This window comes from Photorhabdus heterorhabditis (assembly GCF_018448905.1).
Lineage (GTDB): Bacteria > Pseudomonadota > Gammaproteobacteria > Enterobacterales > Enterobacteriaceae > Photorhabdus > Photorhabdus heterorhabditis.
Window position 1 is genome coordinate 1 of sequence record NZ_RCWA01000025.1, and the last position, 18,187, is coordinate 18,187.

The 18,187-nt window shown below is 44.7% G+C and carries 13 protein-coding genes, 5 tRNA genes, 3 other RNA genes and 2 pseudogenes; 3 read left to right on the top strand and 20 right to left on the bottom strand.

Annotation, left to right across the window (positions count from 1 at the left end; translation table 11 throughout):
• A pseudogene (locus EAE89_RS15220) lies at window positions 1–114 on the top strand (IS5/IS1182 family transposase); the annotation flags it as partial.
• A gap of 185 nt (window positions 115–299) precedes the next feature.
• Entirely contained in the window at window positions 300–428 is a 129-nt protein-coding gene (locus tag EAE89_RS24020; RefSeq protein ID WP_021552173.1) for a hypothetical protein, read from the top strand.
• A 174-nt stretch (window positions 429–602) separates the two neighbouring features.
• Here the strand turns inward: EAE89_RS24020 and EAE89_RS15225 are convergent, their stop codons facing one another.
• From EAE89_RS15225 to EAE89_RS24025, 7 genes and pseudogenes are all read right to left on the bottom strand, one after another.
• Window positions 603–2,801, bottom strand: a complete 2,199-nt coding sequence (locus EAE89_RS15225; protein WP_214086173.1) for a DEAD/DEAH box helicase — start codon at window positions 2,799–2,801, stop codon at window positions 603–605.
• Complete coding sequence (locus EAE89_RS15230; protein ID WP_054481477.1) at window positions 2,798–4,111, bottom strand: ATP-binding protein; 1,314 nt, start codon at window positions 4,109–4,111, stop codon at window positions 2,798–2,800. Before EAE89_RS15230 ends, EAE89_RS15225 begins: the two co-directional genes overlap by 4 nt.
• A gap of 3 nt (window positions 4,112–4,114) precedes the next feature.
• Window positions 4,115–6,424: a tellurite resistance TerB family protein gene (locus EAE89_RS15235; RefSeq protein ID WP_214086174.1), complete on the bottom strand. Its 2,310-nt coding sequence runs from the start codon at window positions 6,422–6,424 to the stop codon at window positions 4,115–4,117.
• Between the two features lie 238 nt (window positions 6,425–6,662).
• A pseudogene (locus tag EAE89_RS15240) lies at window positions 6,663–7,688 on the bottom strand (IS630 family transposase).
• A gap of 66 nt (window positions 7,689–7,754) precedes the next feature.
• Entirely contained in the window at window positions 7,755–8,807 is a 1,053-nt protein-coding gene (nadA, locus tag EAE89_RS15245; protein WP_214086175.1) for a quinolinate synthase NadA, read from the bottom strand.
• A gap of 784 nt (window positions 8,808–9,591) precedes the next feature.
• Window positions 9,592–10,506 carry a tail fiber protein gene (locus EAE89_RS15250; RefSeq protein WP_054481024.1) on the bottom strand — a complete coding sequence of 305 codons (915 nt, stop codon included), beginning with the start codon at window positions 10,504–10,506 and terminating at the stop codon, window positions 9,592–9,594.
• A gap of 391 nt (window positions 10,507–10,897) precedes the next feature.
• The gene (locus EAE89_RS24025) at window positions 10,898–11,029 is read right to left on the bottom strand and encodes a hypothetical protein (RefSeq protein WP_262500065.1); all 132 of its coding nucleotides are present in this window, start codon (window positions 11,027–11,029) and stop codon (window positions 10,898–10,900) included.
• 410 nt (window positions 11,030–11,439) lie between these two features.
• Here EAE89_RS24025 and EAE89_RS15255 point away from each other — a divergent pair, with 410 nt between their 5' ends.
• On the top strand, window positions 11,440–12,291 hold the full coding sequence (locus tag EAE89_RS15255; protein WP_214086176.1) for an aminoglycoside 6-adenylyltransferase: 852 nt from the start codon (window positions 11,440–11,442) through the stop codon (window positions 12,289–12,291).
• Between the two features lie 190 nt (window positions 12,292–12,481).
• On the opposite strand, the gene EAE89_RS15260 is transcribed toward EAE89_RS15255, so the two are convergent.
• The 13 genes from EAE89_RS15260 to tolR form a co-directional block, all read right to left on the bottom strand.
• Window positions 12,482–12,551 (bottom strand) — tRNA-Lys (locus EAE89_RS15260).
• A gap of 39 nt (window positions 12,552–12,590) precedes the next feature.
• Window positions 12,591–12,730, bottom strand: a tRNA-Lys gene (locus EAE89_RS15265).
• Window positions 12,731–12,766: 36 nt separating this feature from the next.
• Window positions 12,767–12,906 (bottom strand) — tRNA-Lys (locus EAE89_RS15270).
• 36 nt (window positions 12,907–12,942) lie between these two features.
• Window positions 12,943–13,072: non-coding RNA, RtT sRNA (locus EAE89_RS15275), on the bottom strand.
• Window positions 13,073–13,117: 45 nt separating this feature from the next.
• Window positions 13,118–13,247: non-coding RNA, RtT sRNA (locus EAE89_RS15280), on the bottom strand.
• A gap of 45 nt (window positions 13,248–13,292) precedes the next feature.
• Window positions 13,293–13,422: non-coding RNA, RtT sRNA (locus EAE89_RS15285), on the bottom strand.
• Window positions 13,423–13,467: 45 nt separating this feature from the next.
• Window positions 13,468–13,543, bottom strand: a tRNA-Lys gene (locus EAE89_RS15290).
• Window positions 13,544–13,579: 36 nt separating this feature from the next.
• Window positions 13,580–13,655: transfer RNA gene (locus tag EAE89_RS15295), tRNA-Lys, on the bottom strand.
• A 147-nt stretch (window positions 13,656–13,802) separates the two neighbouring features.
• Window positions 13,803–14,570, bottom strand: coding sequence for a cell division protein CpoB (gene cpoB / locus EAE89_RS15300; protein WP_054481028.1), 768 nt, complete (start codon window positions 14,568–14,570; stop codon window positions 13,803–13,805).
• Window positions 14,571–14,579: 9 nt separating this feature from the next.
• Window positions 14,580–15,080 (bottom strand): peptidoglycan-associated lipoprotein Pal, encoded by a 501-nt coding sequence (pal, locus tag EAE89_RS15305; RefSeq protein ID WP_054481031.1) that lies wholly within the window; start codon window positions 15,078–15,080, stop codon window positions 14,580–14,582.
• 42 nt (window positions 15,081–15,122) lie between these two features.
• Entirely contained in the window at window positions 15,123–16,415 is a 1,293-nt protein-coding gene (gene tolB / locus EAE89_RS15310) for a Tol-Pal system beta propeller repeat protein TolB (protein ID WP_054481033.1), read from the bottom strand.
• Between the two features lie 255 nt (window positions 16,416–16,670).
• A complete protein-coding gene (gene tolA, locus EAE89_RS15315) occupies window positions 16,671–17,711 on the bottom strand; it encodes a cell envelope integrity protein TolA (RefSeq protein WP_054481035.1) in 1,041 nt (346 codons plus the stop codon).
• Between the two features lie 44 nt (window positions 17,712–17,755).
• Entirely contained in the window at window positions 17,756–18,181 is a 426-nt protein-coding gene (tolR, locus tag EAE89_RS15320) for a colicin uptake protein TolR (protein WP_015835089.1), read from the bottom strand.
• Between the last annotated feature and the right edge of the window lie 6 nt (window positions 18,182–18,187).

The window sequence follows — 18,187 nt, forward strand, 5'->3', positions numbered from 1 at the left end:
TTTTTGAAAGGTAATCGACGTATTGCAACACGCTATGAAAAAACAGCACGAAACTATCTGTCGATGGTGAAATTAGGCTGTATTCGACTCTTTTGCCGGAGATTATATAATTAAGGGACACTACCTAGTAATACCCCCTCGGTGATAAGAACAATTTCGCATTTCCGCTCCTCGCTCAGATCGGACGTTTCTCACAAAATAGCAAGTTAATCCTTGGAAGGCACAAAATCTCTATTGAGAATTTTTATTAAATATTAATATAGAGGGCTTCCCTCTTAAACCTTTAAAGGATAACTATTATGGGTCTTAAACCTGGTCCTAAACCAATTGCTAAATCGACAGGAAAACCGGATCAACGTCGACGTGATAATAAAGATACTCCTGGTAATACTCCGGAGTTAAAGCCTAGTAAATCCACAGGGAAATAAAAAACTCAGGGTATATACCCAATAGATTTCAAGATGCATCGCGACGGCAAGGGAGCGAATCCCCGGGAGCATAGATAACTATGTGACTGGGGTGAGTGAGTGCAGCCAACAAAGAGGCAACTTGAAAGATAACAGGTATAGATAATTTATTTATACCCTGATTACGAAGCCAGATTACTGAAGATTTTCCTGCAGCCAGATGCGCGTGCCTTCGATGTCATACGCCTTTGCCCCATATCCTTTGGCAAGCAGGTGCTCTGGTAGATATTCGTCATATTTATCCAGATACTTTTCTGGAACATCAGCAGCAAGCTCAAAATCTGAAGGTAAGCCCGAGAATAGCATTTCTTTAAGCACATGCTGGACTGAGGCTACGCTTGAGTCCTCTATCTCTATAACACCTGCAAATGAACTGGCTTTAAAGCCACAGCGCATGAGCAAGGCCGTTATCGTATTGACGACTTTATCTCCCATCCAAGGGAGCACGTAACAGTGCTGACCGCTGGCAATAAAATGGGCGTTTTGGAGGTTGTAACGCTGGAAGTTGCTACTGCCTTCCGCAAAGAGGCTTCTGGCTGCGGTATCAGCATAATCAACTCTCTTGTTACCTACCGCGATACGGTAATCATTATCCCTGTAGATAGCGAGCATTTCCTTGCGAACAACATCATGAACAGACATCCCTCCACCACTAAATTGTGGCGGCTGGCCACCTTTGGTCGCCTCAACAGATATAACCTTTTTTTCCACCTCGATCTCTGTAACTTTCCAACGTCGTCCACCAAAGATTATATGCTGATCAGGCAGAAGCGGTGAGTCCACAGGCACTGTGCCAAGGGTTCGGCTTCCCGTGACAATGCGGAACTCCTCTGGCGTATTGAACACTACGTAAAATGTGTAGTGATTAGTCAGTTTCTCTCCCTCTGCCCCGACAACCATTTCACCGCTAGCAAGTTGAGTGAGCAGGCCACATGCCCCCATATGCTTTAGCAAACTTTTGAAATCGTCTAAATCGACATTTCGGAACGGACCTGTCTGGCATAGTTGTGACCAGAGCTGATCAGCACGAACTCCGCCCCATTGCGCAGTAATTGACAGAATCTGGTGCAGCAGCGTGGAGTAATGCTTCTGCCGTAAATCAGCAGGTTCGAACCATTGCTTAGAGATCATCAGCCTGATCATCGCCATCGACTGGACCAACTGAAGCCGCAGGTGGTCCACGATGCTGCTGGTTGCTGTAAGCTCATGTTCAGTAATTAGCATTCTAAGCACCGATGGGGAGTCGCGCCGCCCTGAACGCCCCATACGCTGACGCAGACTAGAAACAGAATGCGGAGGCGTTACTTGTATAACCGACTGCACCTTACCGATATCAATACCCAATTCAAGCGTCATCGTACAAACAGCTGTTGTGGGCAAATTCCCTTTCTGTAGACGGGCTTCAAGGGTCTCGCGTAATTCCTTGGCCAAGGATCCATGATGGGGAAAGAATTCATTGGGAACAACATTTTCCTCACACATATCGCCCAGCGTTGCCGCAATGCCTTCAGTACGCTTTCGACTGTTTGCAAAGACCAGGTGGGAGTCACCACGGCAGAGTCTGAAAATGTCAGAGCAAACTTGTTGTTCGGCTGAGCTCTGAAGTTCTTCTCCTTTTTCGATCACCCGCTCCAGATAACCTTTTACCTGCACCTGCAGTGTGGCCGTGCTATTACTGTCTGTCACCGTGACGCAGGGCAGACGCTTATCCGGGCGCAGCAGTTCAGGCACTTTATCCAACTCGCCCAGTGTGGCACTCAACGCAACTCGGGGGACAGGATTTGTGTGGCGTCCCAGAACATGATCAATTCTGTTGAGCAGAGAAAGCAGTTGCATACCCCGCTCTGAACCAATAAAGGCGTGAAACTCATCAATCACAATGAAAGCAACTGACGAAAATGCCTGTTTGAGCCAGCCTGATGAGTTTATGAGTAAAGACTCGAGTGACTCCGGTGTGATGAGCAGGATGCCAGATGGGTTAGCACGGATCTTATTCTTTTTGCTTTGCGGTACATCCCCATGCCAAGGCGTCACCGGCATATCCAACGCTTCGCCGAGGCTCTCAATACGACGGTACTGATCGTTAATCAATGCCTTAAGCGGGCTGATATAGACAATACCAAATCCACTGGTGAGATCTGCAACCGCTGAACAGGCAGGCAAAAAGAAAGCCTCTGTTTTACCCGCTGCCGTACTTGCACTAATTAGCACATCTCGGTCACGGGCTAAAACTGCCGGGATAGCGCTCTCTTGCAGGGGCCTTAATACAGACCAGCCCTGCTCATAAACCCACCTACGGACGCGGGGATCGAGATTATCGTACGCGCTGCTCATAATTTGAAGTTGGCCAAGCCGTTATCATCTTCTTCCTGCTCAATGGGGTTATCCATATCGCTGGGCCTGTCATCTTCAATCGCCACACCCGAAATAAGCGTCTGCCAGTTTATCGTTCTGTTTTGTTCCAGCACGGCCAGCATGTCGAGGAAACCTTTGATGGTATTACGGGGAGTACGGAAGTAAGCATCCCCAATGGTTTTACTGCAGTGGTGTAGAAAACCGGTAAGTGCGTCATCTGACACCAAGTACTTCTCGGGCTCTCCGCCCGCATAAACATGGCGAAGATTCTTCAGTAAAATATACAGTTCCTCAGGGGTGAGGCTGGCAAGATGCAGCGTGGGTGACGAGTAGTCAATCACCCCTGCTTTCTGTGCAAACCGGTTTTCAGCCAAACGCGATTGCAGCGCCTCATAACTGTAAAGTCCTTTACGCGGATCAAACAGGAACTCGGGAGTACCCCCAAGGATAAAACCAATATTCTCGGCAGAGCCCTGTAGGCAGTCATTCAGGATCCGCAGAATCTGTTCGTAGTTCGCTGTTCTTGCTTGCGTGTTATTCAGCTTATATAGGTTCACCATTTCATCGAGGCTGACTAATAGACCGGCATAGCCTGCCTGACGGACAAAAAGGCTCATCAACTTCAACGCATCATAGAACGAAGCGTCTGAGATAATCGTCCGGACGTCGAGATCGTTACGGGCATCGGTTTTGGTAGTGTATTCTCCCCGCAGCCAGCGAATGGCATTGGATTTTAACGTTTCGTTATCCTGCTCGTGTCCGCGCCAGAATGCATCAATGACCTTCGCAAAGTCATATCCGCCGACCATGTCTGACAAAGCAGCCAGGCGTTTATGAATAACCGATGAAACCAAGGAGTCGTCCGCATCTGCTTCCTTCCTTGCCTCAGTGACGAACCTTTCCACAACGCTAAGTAACGCATTGCCCTCCGGTTTGTTTCGGGTGGACATGTTTTTCATAAGCTCTGAGTAGAGATTACGCGCTTGACCTCCCGATGAGTGAATACGTCTGTCTGGAGAAAGGTCGGCACTGACTGATACCAGCTTTTTCTCCAGCGCAATAGAGCGCACTACACTCATAAAAAACGTTTTGCCAGACCCGTATTCACCGATGATAAGTCTGAAGCTTGCGCCGCCGTCCGCAATCCGCTCAATATCTTGGTGGAGAGCAGTTATCTCATTCACGCGGCCAACCTGGATATGCTGAATACCTATCCTTGGCGTTACGCCTGACTTCAATGACTGAATAATAGCGTCGCGTTCTTTAGCTCTTATGCGTGTTACAGACATTAACTATCCCTCTAATTCTTTGGCAATTTCAAGGTCTACCCAGATATCATCATCGGCATCGTCCAGCACTGGCGCATCAACCACTGCATAGGACCAGTCATTGATCACCTCAAGCGCACCGCCGAGCATCAAATTCCAATTACCGCACAACTCTGTCGCCTCTTTGCGGGACCACTGTTCCTTCTCCAGCAACCTGCGATAAAGTTGGCTATGTGCAGAGTCAAGCCCCACTTTCTCCATTAAGGGGACAGGAGCGCTCTCTGGCTGCTCCGGTTCGTCTTCATTGAAAATCGTGCTCAGTAACTTACGGACATCATCTGTGGCCGATTCGTGCCGTGCCAGTACGTTAGCATCCAGAGTGAACTCTGCAATAGACTGACTTACTGGTGCAGATGAAACGGGAGTAATTTCAGCTGTGGAATGCTGATGGATACTGCCAGCGACAGTAGAAGGATCCAGCCCCAGGCTTGAATACATCTTCTCTAGCTGTTTGATTTCAGCAGGGTCGATTCTGCCATCTGAGCAGGCAACACTTACGATAACCTTACCCACTGCTAATTTTTCCGCCGCGCTCAGCAGCGCAATCCTGTTTTTCATCCCCGCCATATTGGCCGGAGTATGAAGCTGCCAAGTTAAATACGCGTGCAGAGAGCGTTTTTCAGCATCGGTGAAACCAGTATTATTATTGATGGCATTCTCCAGCACTTTCTTTTCAGCTTGATCAAGTGTGTTGTCGATTAAGGCTACCATCACGCCTAATCTGAGCGTCATTACCGCTGAGATAAATTCTGGAGAAGGTGAGAAGCGCGCACCTTCACCGGCAGGGAATAGAACCAGACTACCATCAACTTCTGCCTTCACATGGTGGTAATACGGGTCAGGTGCCAGGCAGTAACCCATCTTCTGTGCAAAAGCCTGCATCAAGTCAGCCTCTTTTTTATTAATCTTCGCCGGACAGATGGCATTCATATGTGCCCAGAAGTCAGCAACCGGGGCTAACCCTTCTTTACCGAGTATCACCTCATCAGCCCAGCGTTTGAATGAGCTTAATACTTTTTCTGCGCTTTCATTAACGATCTCTGCAGGCAGCAACATAATTGCGGCAGTATCATCTGTTGACGTGCCTTTCCTGCCGAGGTAGCGACTGTAAGCATCAAGTTCATCAGTACAGACATCTGCAAGGGTCGTAATTTTCTGGACGGGCCCCTTCAATGCACTTGGGTCTGGCAAGTCGGGTACAGGAAGCCGAACACCTCGCAAACTAGGGCTTGCAGGGGTGTAATCCAACCGCAGGCGCGTTTTATTCGCCTTGACGACCATCCCTTCACCATATTTGAGGGTGTAACACCGTTTGAAAAGCACAGCAAACTCTTTGGCACAGCGGCGAGCGGGGGTTCGTAGCGCATACTCGGTATGGTTTGTTACCCAAGTCAGTGCCAGTTCGGCTGATACAGGCACTCCTTGATCCACAGCTTTTGCCAGAGCCAGCTTAAAATGCATGCCATTGCTAAAACCTGATTCGCGGTCGAGAGCAGTGGCTAAATCCATGTCCGGACGCAGAATAGACATGGCTTCGAGTAATTGGGACGAATATCCACGGAAGGAGCGGTTCTCACTGAATACCGATCTTAACCGGCAGACTTCATTGAATAGGTTACGGAATTCAACGTCAGGTAAATTTTCGTTTCTGGAGTCAACAAGCGCTCTTCTTTCCAGGCCGTACAGATAGATAAAAACGTAGCCTATAGGGCACGATGGGTCGCACCTATCACTAGCAAGCCAACTTACATACGCACCGCGAGCTTCTGGGGTAAGGGAGGAAAAACTGGGCCAGTATCCTAATGAACCGTCTTCGTAAAGATATGAAGTGGGCTTTATCTTACACGAGCCATCAACTAGTGATGCCTCGCTTCCATCGTCGTAATAGCCGGTTAAATTCTTCCCTGCGGGCTTCATCCGCTGGCCGAAGTAGAAGTGACCACCGAAAATTTCTACACCACCTACAGCAATCCCCTCCCCCATCTGCACCCATCGGGCCAGGGCATCTGCCGTTTTTGAATTTTTCGGATGTTCAACAGGCGTTATGCGGAATTCGACACTCCGGCCACTGCTGAGTGTAAAAGTGGCCAGATTGTCATCCTCACTTTCATCATCTTGCACAATAGCCTCTTGTTTCTTGATGTCAGCAAGCCATTCTTTAGGGGGCGCTTTCGCTGGTTTTGGAGAATAAGTTACTGCAGATTTATGTTTTTTCTTTTTGAAAAACAATAGGTAAATAACATAAATCACCGCTATGAATATCCATAACTCCATGGGTAGTAACCTTAAACATGACTTTTCGCATACACCGAAAGATGGCAATGAGAAACAGGGAAAGTGGATTAGTCTGAAAATGATACTGCTATATTGCGAGGGTTAAAACTAAAACATAACCAAAACAAGCCCGCTGTTTTAATTTTTAAAACAGTTAGTTAAATATTTCACCAGTAAGAAGCCCAAGATGTGACAGACGGATGGCTCTGTGCGAAAAGAGGTATATACCCAAGAAACTTCAAGATGCAGTTTTTAGCACCTGAAAATGGTCGTTAATTCTAGACGTCAGCGAGTCCGCTATATCCGGTAGCGTTGTGGTGAAAAATTTGAAAACGTTGTCTCGAAATTCATGTTTATCCGCGAAATAACGGTTATTTCGAACCTGTTCATTCATGACCTTCCATAATCGTTCTATCGGGTTTAAATTTGGTCTATAGGGAGGAAGGTAATGTCACTCAATATTGCTAACATAAGCCCACTCCTTCACGAGATGAGCTTTGTTGTAACCCGCCCCATCCACAATAAGGTGAATTTTTTGATGATAGTCAGGATAAGACTTTCTTATTTCATTGAAAAAACAGCAAATGTTGTAGTCGTTGATGGTTTGATATTCCTGGAACACCGTACGACCAATGGCATTCAGGTTGAGCGCGCCCAATATATTCAGGCGAGTCCGGCTTCCTGTTGTCTTGACGGTTTTTTTCTCACCTTTTCGCATCCAGCCATAACTGAGTTTAGTACCTTGCGTCGGGTGAACAGCGTCAAGAAAAAGGATGGGTTCGTCTTTCGCGGTAACTTTAAGATTTTCGTCATATTCAATAAATTGTCGCTGTTTTTCTGCATCGAATTTATGAGGGACACCACAAGGTTTTTTATAAGAAAACCCCTGACGGTGTAGCCATTTATTCATGCCGGGAATGCTAAAGGTCATCTTCCAGAGCTGAGCAACATAGGCCACGATTTCATGGGTGTGATGGAAAAGATGTTGAGATAAGTGATTGATTAAAAAATTAGTTTGTTCTTAAGAAAGTAAACTATCAGACCCCCCATTATCAGATTGAAGTTTCCCCTGATTGAGGTAATCACCGATATGGCGGTCAACGGTGGTCTGATGGAGTCGCAATGCCTGGGCTATCATCACAGAACTCCACCCTTCAGAAGCCAGAAGGATCGCTTTTATTCTGTCTCGTACCTGACCATCACGAGTGGTGTCGTGAAGACGTTCAAGTTTGATTTTTTGTTCTGATGTAATAAATATTTTCATAGCGAGGATAATGATCTCCATTTCGGATAAAATCAAGCATCTTCAATGATTACGGGTATATACCCATTATTTGATTTTCCATCTTAACTGAGTTGCAAAATCAAGCATCCTATTTAAAGGAATAAGCGCCTTTTCACGTAATCCTCCTTCAACAAATATTTCATGCTGACTCCCCCCCTGCTCCAATCCCTGAACAATAGACTGTAACCCATTCATTGCCATCCACGGGCAATGAGCGCAACTACGGCAACTTGCCCCTTCTCCAGCGGTAGGCGCTGCAAATAATTGCTTCTCAGGGCATGCTTGCTGCATTTTATAGAAAATACCTTGATCTGTTGCCACAATCAGTTTCTGATGCGGCAAAGACTGCGCTGATTTAATTAACTGACTGGTCGAACCAACAGCATCAGCCAAATCAATAACGGCTTGTGGTGATTCAGGATGAACCAATACCGCAGCATCGGGATATAAACCTTGCATCCTGATCAAAGACTGAGTTTTAAATTCATCATGGACAATACAAGCCCCCTGCCAACAAAGAACATCCGCTCCTGTTTGCTTACGGACATAATTCCCCAAATGCCGATCCGGCGCCCAAATTATTTTTTCGCCCTGACTGTCTAAATGATCTATCAACTCAACAGCAATACTTGAAGTCACAACCCAATCAGCCCGTGCCTTAACCGCAGCTGATGTATTTGCATAAACCACCACGGTACGATCAGGATTGTTATCACAAAACTTAGAGAACTCTTTTTCAGGGCAACCCAGATCCAGTGAACATTCAGCTTCCAGCGTTGGCATTAAAACCCGCTTTTCAGGATTGAGAATTTTGGCGGTTTCTCCCATAAATCGTACACCAGCCACTAATAAAGTAGCCGCTGGATGATTATTACCAAAACGCGCCATTTCCAGCGAATCTGCTACACATCCACCGGTTTCTTCAGCCAAAGCCTGAATCTCTGGATCGGTGTAATAGTGCGCAACCATAACTGCATCCTGCTGTCTTAAAAGCTGTTTGATTTTTTTACGGCAGTATTTCTTTTCTTCAGTACTGAGAAAAGCGGGCTTCGGTGGGAATGGATAAATGGTTGAATTAAAATCAATATACTCACTCATTACTTTAGCCTCTATTTAGTATATGGTTTCAAAATCGATAACTTTGGTTTTTAGTCCGAAAATACTCCCAACTTTGTTTAATATACTAAACAAAATGACCGATTTATAGTCATTTATCGAAAAATATTTTATTTGTGGCAGATTTAACTCAACAAATGCACTTTTTATAATTACACGCAATCGAAACTCATTAACCATTGCCAAAGAGTTGAAAACAAATCGATATAAAAAATAATATTCTTTGAATAGCACAATATTTTAGAGTTTTCTCGCTGTTATTTTACGAAGCAAACCATAAAAAATAGCATAATAAAAAAATGGATAAAACAGTTAATATGGCATGATGATGATTAAGTTTAATAAAATGCAGACGAAAAAAGTGGTAAAAATAACGGTTAAAAATTCACATCAATTAAATTCAGAAGTTAAAAAAATGACTTTTCATAATAGTTTTAAATATGCCCATTATAAAACCATCAGTAAAAAAACAACAAACAAAAATCAATTTTATTAAAACTTATGTTCCATACAGAAAGACAAATAAAGATATAAATAAGTTAATCAGAAAGTTTATTTTCAAAAATAACTGGCTCTAATAACGTTTTAAACTTTTTCATAAAACAATTAGATCTTCAAACAAATGATTTAATATAATACGACTTAGTATTCACAAAGCTAAACATGGCATATAATGGCACATTACCCTTTCTCTGTTTTCAGAATAAAAAAATAAAGCCGGACTAACCGGCTTTATTCTTACTTCAAGTTGCTTCGGCCACTAAAATTATGCCGCCCTTACAACGTAGTTAAATGCGATATTACGGGGCCTATTTTCGTGAGCAGTTGGGACTTGTCTTGATGCATCAATGTCAAAAAATGTAAGATCAGTACTACTACCGCCATTTGCTGAACGTGTTTCTCGCGTACCATATCGCAACGATGCCATGACCCCATTCACGATAGGCGTCTGGGGAAGGCCAGCCATCTGAGCATGTACAGCTTGAGTTGTCCCTGTAATATTTCTGATTGCATCTCCCTGCCAAGACAAAAGCCCACGACCACTATCAACGCCTCGATTATCATCCCATCCGCGGATAAATTCTCCTCTTAAATCAGGTAATCTACCGCTAGGATAAGCTTCCGCCAACTTCGGATATTGTAATTTATTAAAAGGTGAACCATTACAAATGAAATAACCGATAGGTGGATAGGACAACGGCCACGGAATAGGGGAACCAGCAGGAATTTCACTGGTAGATTTAATCCGGTTATCTATCTCTTCACGGGGATAAGTATACTCACGTAATGAATTTATTTCTTTCTGAACGAGCTGTTGCGTCACTGCCAATGTGTCACTATTACCCATCACATTTGTCAGCTGAACAACACCTTTTTGGGTTAATGAAGCACTGGGAATATCTGTTGTAATTTTTTGTTCTAATGCTTTATTTAATTGAGTGGTCAGATTGGCTATATTTCCATCATCAATAACATCATTGCCAGATCGTGTCGCGATAAAATCAGCGACGACAGAGGATATGGTTGATGACTGACGTAACACCTTATTTAACAAGTGTGTGGAAATATTATCTGGAGGAAATCCAGTCTGCAAGCTCTGGTTTCCTTCATATTTTTCTTGACTGACTACATTCGCATTATCACTAATAGAAAAAGCCTTAAAATCATTTTTAGAACTCATATACACTCCTTAAATTAAATAATATTCTTTTATAATCAACACATTAAAAGATTGAAAAAAAACTTCAATAATTCATATCAATCACAGTCTAGTTCAGAAAAATAACAATAGAGTGTTCTTATTACTTATAAGGTTAACCGTTTTTGTATCATTGGCAGTAATATACCCTTCATCTTTCAAGCTGCTGCTTTGTTGGCTACGTTCACTTGCCACCGCACTGCAACTTGAAATCTATTAGGTATAAATAGTTAAACATTTGAGAATCTAAAATACATCCTCAATTTATATTTAATATCTGTAAATTATTTTTCTCTTATTCTTTCTATCTCATCCTATAATTTTTTCTGTTTTAAATTCCAAACTGAATATTCTGGCATTTAGACAAAAACATCTAAGCGGCAATGCTCAGGAATATCATAGGATTCCCTACCTTTGTAGAAAAACGCGCATTGTTATTATCGATACCCTTAAGTTGCCAGTTCTGAAAACGTGTCGGTAAATGAAAGTGCTGAGATACCATCATACACACCTCATTCCATACCTACTCTATAGCTTGTGATATTGTAGTTAATATATTTCACCCATAAAAAAACCGCAGTTAAGCGATATAATACTTGCCACAGTCCCATGACGGGATTAAGGTGACTGTGATGAAAATAATATCCATTGCATCATCGAAAACGTTCTGAGAAAAACACCCAGATGCAAAACAACCACTAAAGGCTTGGTTTGACGAGGCAAAAAATGCCTCATGGAACCGGCTACTTATCGAAAAATCCACACAATTTTGTTTTATATACTAAACAAAGTAACCAATTTATAACAATTTGTCGCGGAGTATTTTACCTGTTATAAGTTATTACATTACCTGCTAATTTATGAGATTAGTCTCACTCATCAATCATTACTAAAGTTAAATAGGAACTTCATATAATGGAAGACCCGGTAATCCTTCTGGAAAAAATCCTGACTTTTGCCCATAACGATCCCCGTATTGATACAGTTATCCAAACAGGTTCCCGTGCCAGAAATGCACGTGTAGATAAATTCTCAGATCTAGATATAGAACTGATTGGTTCAGGAACAGATGAATTAATAGGCAACGATTTATGGTTTAAGCAGTTGGGTGATGTTATGGTTGCATTGCATCTGGCTAATGAAAAAGAGGATGAACCAGATTGGCCAACTTGTCTGGTCGTTTTTAACGGCGGTCGTAAGGTGGATTTCACACTGGCAAGTGTTAAACGCCTGAAAGATATGAAACAAAGAGGCTTGGATGAACTTTATCAACGCGGCTATAAGATCCTCCTTGATAAGACTGGCCTTACAAACGGACTTCCTGAAATCACTCACCAATTGACTAAATCACATATTCCATCATCAACAGAGTTTAATGAAAACCTGCACGAGTTCTGGTTCGAGGCAACACAAGTGCCTGTTTATATCACTCGTGGTGATTTATGGCCTGCAAGAATGAGGGATAATGAGATGAAAGACTTATTGCTGGCAATGATGGAGTGGTACGTCTCGATAAAAAGTGATGGAAAGACGGACGTCTGGTACAACGGCCATCATTTGCATGAATGGCTGCCTGAGAAGTTCAGCAAACATATTCAAGGGATTTTTAGCAGTTATGGCAAAGAAGAAGCGATACGAGCATTGCTGGAAACCACAGAGCTTTATACGGAGATTTCTGCTGAAGTGGCAGAAATGAAGGGGTTTGAGTTCGATAGTGAGCTACCCAGTAAAGTCAGGAAGCATATTATGCAAGTTTGTTATGGTTAATCTCATACAGTTACGATCAAGGAAGTAGTTATTCAGTGGAACGATGAAGAGAATACAGAACAAAGTGACCCGGTACCACCCATCGAAATGTCAGTCAGTATCGCTTCGCCCTTATATGGACTCCCCTGAACGATCAACAGATTTTACACGGGTATAGATGGCCTTCGGGCCAACGCTGTCGCGTTGTTGTCTCGCTTCGCTCGGCTCGAACCTGCAACCCATTGATTAAAAGTCAACGGCTCTACCGACTGAGCTAACGACCCATCCAAGGGAATTTGTTTTTGACCGAAGCTTCAAGATGGTGGGTCGTGCAGGATGACTCGGCCTACGGCCTCGCCCTTCGGGCCAACGCTGTCGCGTTGTTGTCTCGCTTCGCTCGGCTCGAACCTGCAACCCATTGATTAAAAGTCAACGGCTCTACCGACTGAGCTAACGACCCATCCAAGGGAATTTGTTTTTGACCGAAGCTTCAAGATGGTGGGTCGTGCAGGATGACTCGGCCTACGGCCTCGCCCTTCGGGCCAACGCTGTCGCGTTGTTGTCTCGCTTCGCTCGGCTCGAACCTGCAACCCATTGATTAAAAGTCAACGGCTCTACCGACTGAGCTAACGACCCATCCAAGGGAATTTGTTTTTGACCGAAGCTTCAAGATGGTGGGTCGTGCAGGATGACTCGGCCTACGGCCTCGCCCTTCGGGCCAACGCTGTTGCGTTGTTGTCTCGCTTCGCTCGGCTCGAACCTGCGACCCATTGATTAAAAGTCAACGGCTTTGCCGACTGCGCTAATGACCTATTCAGGGAATTTGTTTTTGAATGAAGCTTCAAGATGGTGGGTCGTGCAGGATGACTCGGCCTACGGCCTCGCCCTTCGGGCCAACGCTGTTGCGTTGTTGTCTCGCTTCGCTCGGCTCGAACCTGCGACCCATTGATTAAAAGTCAACGGCTTTGCCGACTGCGCTAATGACCTATTCAGGGAATTTGTTTTTGAATGAAGCTTCAAGATGGTGGGTCGTGCAGGATGACTCGGCCTACGGCCTCGCCCTTCGGGCCAAAGCTGTCGCGTTGTTGTCTCGCTTCGCTCGGCTCGAACCTGCGACCCATTGATTAAAAGTCAACGGCTTTGCCGACTGCGCTAATGACCTATTCAGGGAATTTGTTTTTGAATGAAGCTTCAAGATGGTGGGTCGTGCAGGATTCGAACCTGCGACCAATTGATTAAAAGTCAACTGCTCTACCGACTGAGCTAACGACCCATCCAAGGGAATTTGTTTTTGACCGAAGCTTTAAGATGGTGGGTCGTGCAGGATTCGAACCTGCGACCAATTGATTAAAAGTCAACTGCTCTACCGACTGAGCTAACGACCCATCTTGTGACTTCTCTCGGCAACGGCGGCATATATTACTGATTTTTCAGAACAACGCAACGGTTATTTTTTCAAATTACGTTTAAATGCTTACCAAGCACTCAATCAACCCCGAAAACGTGTTAATACGCCCTTCCGGGGCCAATAATTACAGCGTAGAAAGCTTTTTTTCAGCCAGTTTAGCTGCGTTCGAACCAGGATATTGCTTCATAACCTGCTGGTAAACAGATCTCGCTTTATCCTTCTGACCCTTGTCCTGCATGATTAAACCAACTTTGTAAAGCGATTCACCACTCTTCTGTGACTTCGGGTACTCTTTTACTACCGTAGCAAAGTAGTAAGCAGCTTCGTCTTTCTTACCCTTGTTATAGTGAAGTTGTCCTAACCAGTAGTTAGCATTAGGTATATAACTCGACTTCGGGTAATTCTTTACAAAACTCTGAAAAGAAATAATCGCTTTATCATATTCTTTGGTATTCACTGCCAAGTGAACAGCTGCATCATAATCGCCTTTCTCGCTGCCAGTGCTGACAGTTGAAGACGCTCGATTGCCACTATTACTTGCAGTTGGAGAAGGCGGGGCCGCCGTAGGCTTACTGTCTGAGGAACCTGTAGCACCTTCCAGTTGCTGATAAATGTCTTTCTGCCGCTCTATCACTTGATTAAGCTGATACTGGTTCTCCTGTATCTGACCACGGAGCATGTCAATATCACGCTGAGAATCGGCGAGTTGTTGTTGAAGCTGAGTTAACAGTTGGCTGTGAGCGTTGGAAATACGCTCTAATTGGGTAAGGCGCTCATCGGTAGAACCTGAGCCGACATTACTGATTGGCGCTTGGGCAATAGCGGCCCAAGGAACCGCTACGCCAACCAGTAACGACAGACCCAAAAAATGATGTCTGAAGTTACTGTTCATGAACTACTCTTAATATGCCAGTACTGCGCGACGGTTTTTCGCATAAGCCGTTTCGTCATGACCCAGTACAGCAGGTTTTTCTTTACCGTAAGAGACGATAGAGATTTGCTCACCGGAAACACCTTTGCCTTGCAGGTACATTTTCACTGCATTAGCACGGCGTTCACCTAATGCGATGTTGTACTCAGGAGTACCACGTTCGTCAGCATGACCTTCTACAACAACTTTATAAGATGGGTTGCTGCGCAGGAATGCTGCGTGAGCGTCTAACAGCTGAGAAAAATCTGAGCTGATGTCGTATTTGTCAAAACCAAAATATACGATGTTGTTGTTTTGCAGCTCTTGCATTTGCTGACGAGCTAATTCCTCTGCTGACAGACCCGCATTAGTTTCGTTAACAGTGCCTACACCAGTCTGATCGTTATCAGCATTTTTGTTAGAACTACACGCTGCTACAGCCATAACTGGTAAAGCTAACATCAGCCCTTTTAGCACTTTGTTCAGTTGCATCTCTTTGATCCTTTTAAAGTTTGCCATACATATTATTATGCATCACAGATACGGCGACCAAGCAGGGAATTTTACCTGCCCATCAGTCGCCGGAAGACGCGCTTTGAAACGCCCGTCAGTCGAAACTAGCTGCAATACAGTCCCCAACCCTTGGGTGGAGCTATAAATCACCATAGTGCCGTTAGGTGCGATACTCGGCGTTTCATCCAGGAACGTGTCCGTCAAAATTTGAACGGCTCCCGTTGCCAGATCTTGTTTAGCAATGTGCTGCTTACCACTCTCTGAGCTGACCATTACCACAAAATTACCCTCTGCACTAACATCAGCATCCTGGTTTTGTGTGCCTTCCCAAGTGAGGCGTTGCGGAGCACCGCCATTGATATTGATTTTATATAACTGTGGACGACCACCCTGGTCAGAGGTATAAACCAATGTCTGGTTATCCGGCATCCAACTTGGCTCAGTATTGTTACTGCGACCATCCGTAACCTGATGGATCTGCGCTGAACCCAAATCCATCACGTAAAGATTCAAACTACCCGATTTAGACAGAGCAAAGGCCAGTTTGCTGCCATCAGGCGAAAATGCAGGTGCTCCATTATGACGCGGGAATGAAGCAATCTGGCGTACCTCACCACTCGCCAAGGTCTGAATCACTAAGGCAGAGCGACCACTTTCAAAAGTGACATAAGCCAGCTTAGCACCATCAGGAGACCACGCCGGTGACATCAGTGGCTCTGGTGAACGGTGAACAGTGAACTGGTTGTAACCATCGTAATCCGATACCCGCAGTTCATACGGATATTTGCCGCCATTGGTCTTTACAATATAAGCCAGACGGGTACGGAATGCGCCTTTGATGCCAGTCAGTTTTTCAAATACTTCATCACTGGCTGTATGCGCAGCATAACGCAACCACTGTTTCGTTACTTTAAACTGATTCTGGGCAAGCACTGTGCCTGGAGCACCCGCAGTATCAACCAATTGATAAGAGATCAAGAAACTACCATCTGCACTTGGCTGAATCTGTCCAACAACAACAGCATCAATACCTAGCGCTGACCATGCAGCAGGCGTCACCTCAGATGCAGTCGTTGGTTGCTGTGGCATACGGCTAGCATCAATAGGATTAAATTTACCACTGTTGCGAAGATCGGCTCCAACGATGGTTCCTATCTCTTCAGGCGCATTGCCAGCCCCAGTCCATTTAAATGGCACAATGCCAATAGGACGAGCAGAATCGACCCCTTGAGTGATTTCAATACGAACTTCTGCATGAGCCACCGTGACCCATAACATCAAAATACTCAGCATTACTTTAAAAGCCTGCTTCATCATGTCTCCCTTATCGCGATGGAATCGCCGCAATAATTCGCGGATATTAACAAACGTTAACAAACAAAACTAGATATACCCGTTATCTTTCAAGTTGCCTCTTTGTTGGCTGCACTTGTTCATTCCGGCCACATAGTTAGCTATGCTCCCGGGGATTCATTCCCTTGCCGTCGCGAAGCATCTTGAAATCCATAAGGTATAGCTTAATAACATTGAATGGTTTTGTTTGTTATTAATAATCTCTATATAACAACCTTATTGAGGTTTAAAATGAACCGGAGCATTTTTAAACTCTTCGTAAACCTCTCTGCTTGGTGGTTTCGGAATTTTCGCTTGTTTAGCAGCCGCTACCGCTGCCTGACACAACGCCTGATCTCCCTCTTCTGGTTTTACATCAATTAATAAGCCATCAGGAGCAAGCTTAATCCGTAATGTACAGGTACGCCCACGATACATGTCCGCATCGTAAAACTTATTCTGTATCGCTATCTGGATCTGCCCCAGATAGTTATTAATGTCGGCATTTGAAGCGCCACTTTTCTTACTGCCCCCTTTACCCGCGGCAGAAGCTCCCCCTTGTTGTTTCGGCGTATTGGAAGTTAAGCCACCCAATAAATCATCAACTTCACTTGCCTGTTTGGCAGCTTGTGCAGCGGCTTTTTTCTTGGCATCCGCTTCGGCCTTAGCTTTAGCCTTTGCATCTGCTTCCGCTTTGGCCTTTGCTTCAGCCTCCGCTTTAACTTTTGCTTCTTCTGCCGCTTTTTGTTTAGCCACAACAGCTTCAGCTTCTTTTTTAGCTTCAGCTTCGGCTTTCTTCTGCATTTCAGCCTGCTCTTTAATCAGCCTTTCTTTTTCAGTTTTAGCTTTGGCCGCCGCTTCTTCTGCCAGTTTTTGCTCTTCACGGGCTTTTTTCGCTGCTTCCTCAGCTTGCTTTTTCTGTTCTTCCGCAGCCTGTTGCACTTTAATTCGTTCTTCTTCTACCGCTTTCAGACGCTCCTGCTCTTCCGCCTGTTTTTCTCTTAATTCAGTTGCTTGCTGCTCCGCTTTCTTCTTGCGTAATTCTTCTGCACGTTTAGCGTCGGCCTGCTGCTGTTGGTGCTGATTGTATTGTTGTACTACCGCATTCGGATCGACCATAACAGCATCAATAATAGAACCATCCTGTCCGCCACCACCCATTTCGGTTTTTTGCGTCAGGGAACCCCAAATAAGCAACCCTATCAAAATGATATGTAACACAACCGAAACGATAACGGCGCGATTTAGCTTATTGTTTTGTCCGCTTGTCTTTCCCACGCTCGATATCCAAAATCTTTAAATGACAGCAATTTTGACCAAACTCAGATAGGCTGAGTCATTAAGCCAACGGATTTCACACCTGCCCGATGCAACATATTCAATGCCTTAATAATCTCATCGTAAGGCACCTCTTTTGAACCACCAATCAAAAAAACGGTCTTCGGGTTCTCTTTTATCCGCGCCTGTGCTTCGGCAATAATCTGCGGCTCAGGTAATAATTCCAATCGTTCATGGTTAACCACCATGGTGTACTGACCAACACCAGAAACTTCCACTATTACCGGCGGGTTGTCCGAACTAGAAACCGTTTTGGAATCTACCGCATCAGGTAGATCAACTTCTACGCTTTGAGTGATAATCGGTGCTGTTGCCATAAAAATAAGCAATAGCACCAGCAATACGTCCAGTAAGGGAACGATATTGATTTCGGATTTCAGCTCACGCTTGCGACTACGAGTGCGCGCCATAGCCTC

Excerpts from the sequence above, each read along its gene's own strand:
- EAE89_RS15225 (WP_214086173.1), bottom strand. The coding sequence starts at position 2,801 with ATGAGCAGCGCGTACGATAATCTCGATCCCCGCGTCCGTAGGTGGGTT.
- EAE89_RS24025 (WP_262500065.1), bottom strand. The coding sequence starts at position 11,029 with ATGATGGTATCTCAGCACTTTCATTTACCGACACGTTTTCAGAACTGG.
- EAE89_RS24020 (WP_021552173.1), top strand. The coding sequence starts at position 300 with ATGGGTCTTAAACCTGGTCCTAAACCAATTGCTAAATCGACAGGAAAA.
- nadA (WP_214086175.1), bottom strand. The coding sequence starts at position 8,807 with ATGAGTGAGTATATTGATTTTAATTCAACCATTTATCCATTCCCACCG.
- EAE89_RS15250 (WP_054481024.1), bottom strand. The coding sequence starts at position 10,506 with ATGAGTTCTAAAAATGATTTTAAGGCTTTTTCTATTAGTGATAATGCG.
- EAE89_RS15235 (WP_214086174.1), bottom strand. The coding sequence starts at position 6,424 with ATGGAGTTATGGATATTCATAGCGGTGATTTATGTTATTTACCTATTG.
- tolR (WP_015835089.1), bottom strand. The coding sequence starts at position 18,181 with ATGGCGCGCACTCGTAGTCGCAAGCGTGAGCTGAAATCCGAAATCAAT.
- cpoB (WP_054481028.1), bottom strand. The coding sequence starts at position 14,570 with ATGAACAGTAACTTCAGACATCATTTTTTGGGTCTGTCGTTACTGGTT.
- tolB (WP_054481033.1), bottom strand. The coding sequence starts at position 16,415 with ATGAAGCAGGCTTTTAAAGTAATGCTGAGTATTTTGATGTTATGGGTC.
- EAE89_RS15255 (WP_214086176.1), top strand. The coding sequence starts at position 11,440 with ATGGAAGACCCGGTAATCCTTCTGGAAAAAATCCTGACTTTTGCCCAT.
- pal (WP_054481031.1), bottom strand. The coding sequence starts at position 15,080 with ATGCAACTGAACAAAGTGCTAAAAGGGCTGATGTTAGCTTTACCAGTT.
- EAE89_RS15230 (WP_054481477.1), bottom strand. The coding sequence starts at position 4,111 with ATGTCTGTAACACGCATAAGAGCTAAAGAACGCGACGCTATTATTCAG.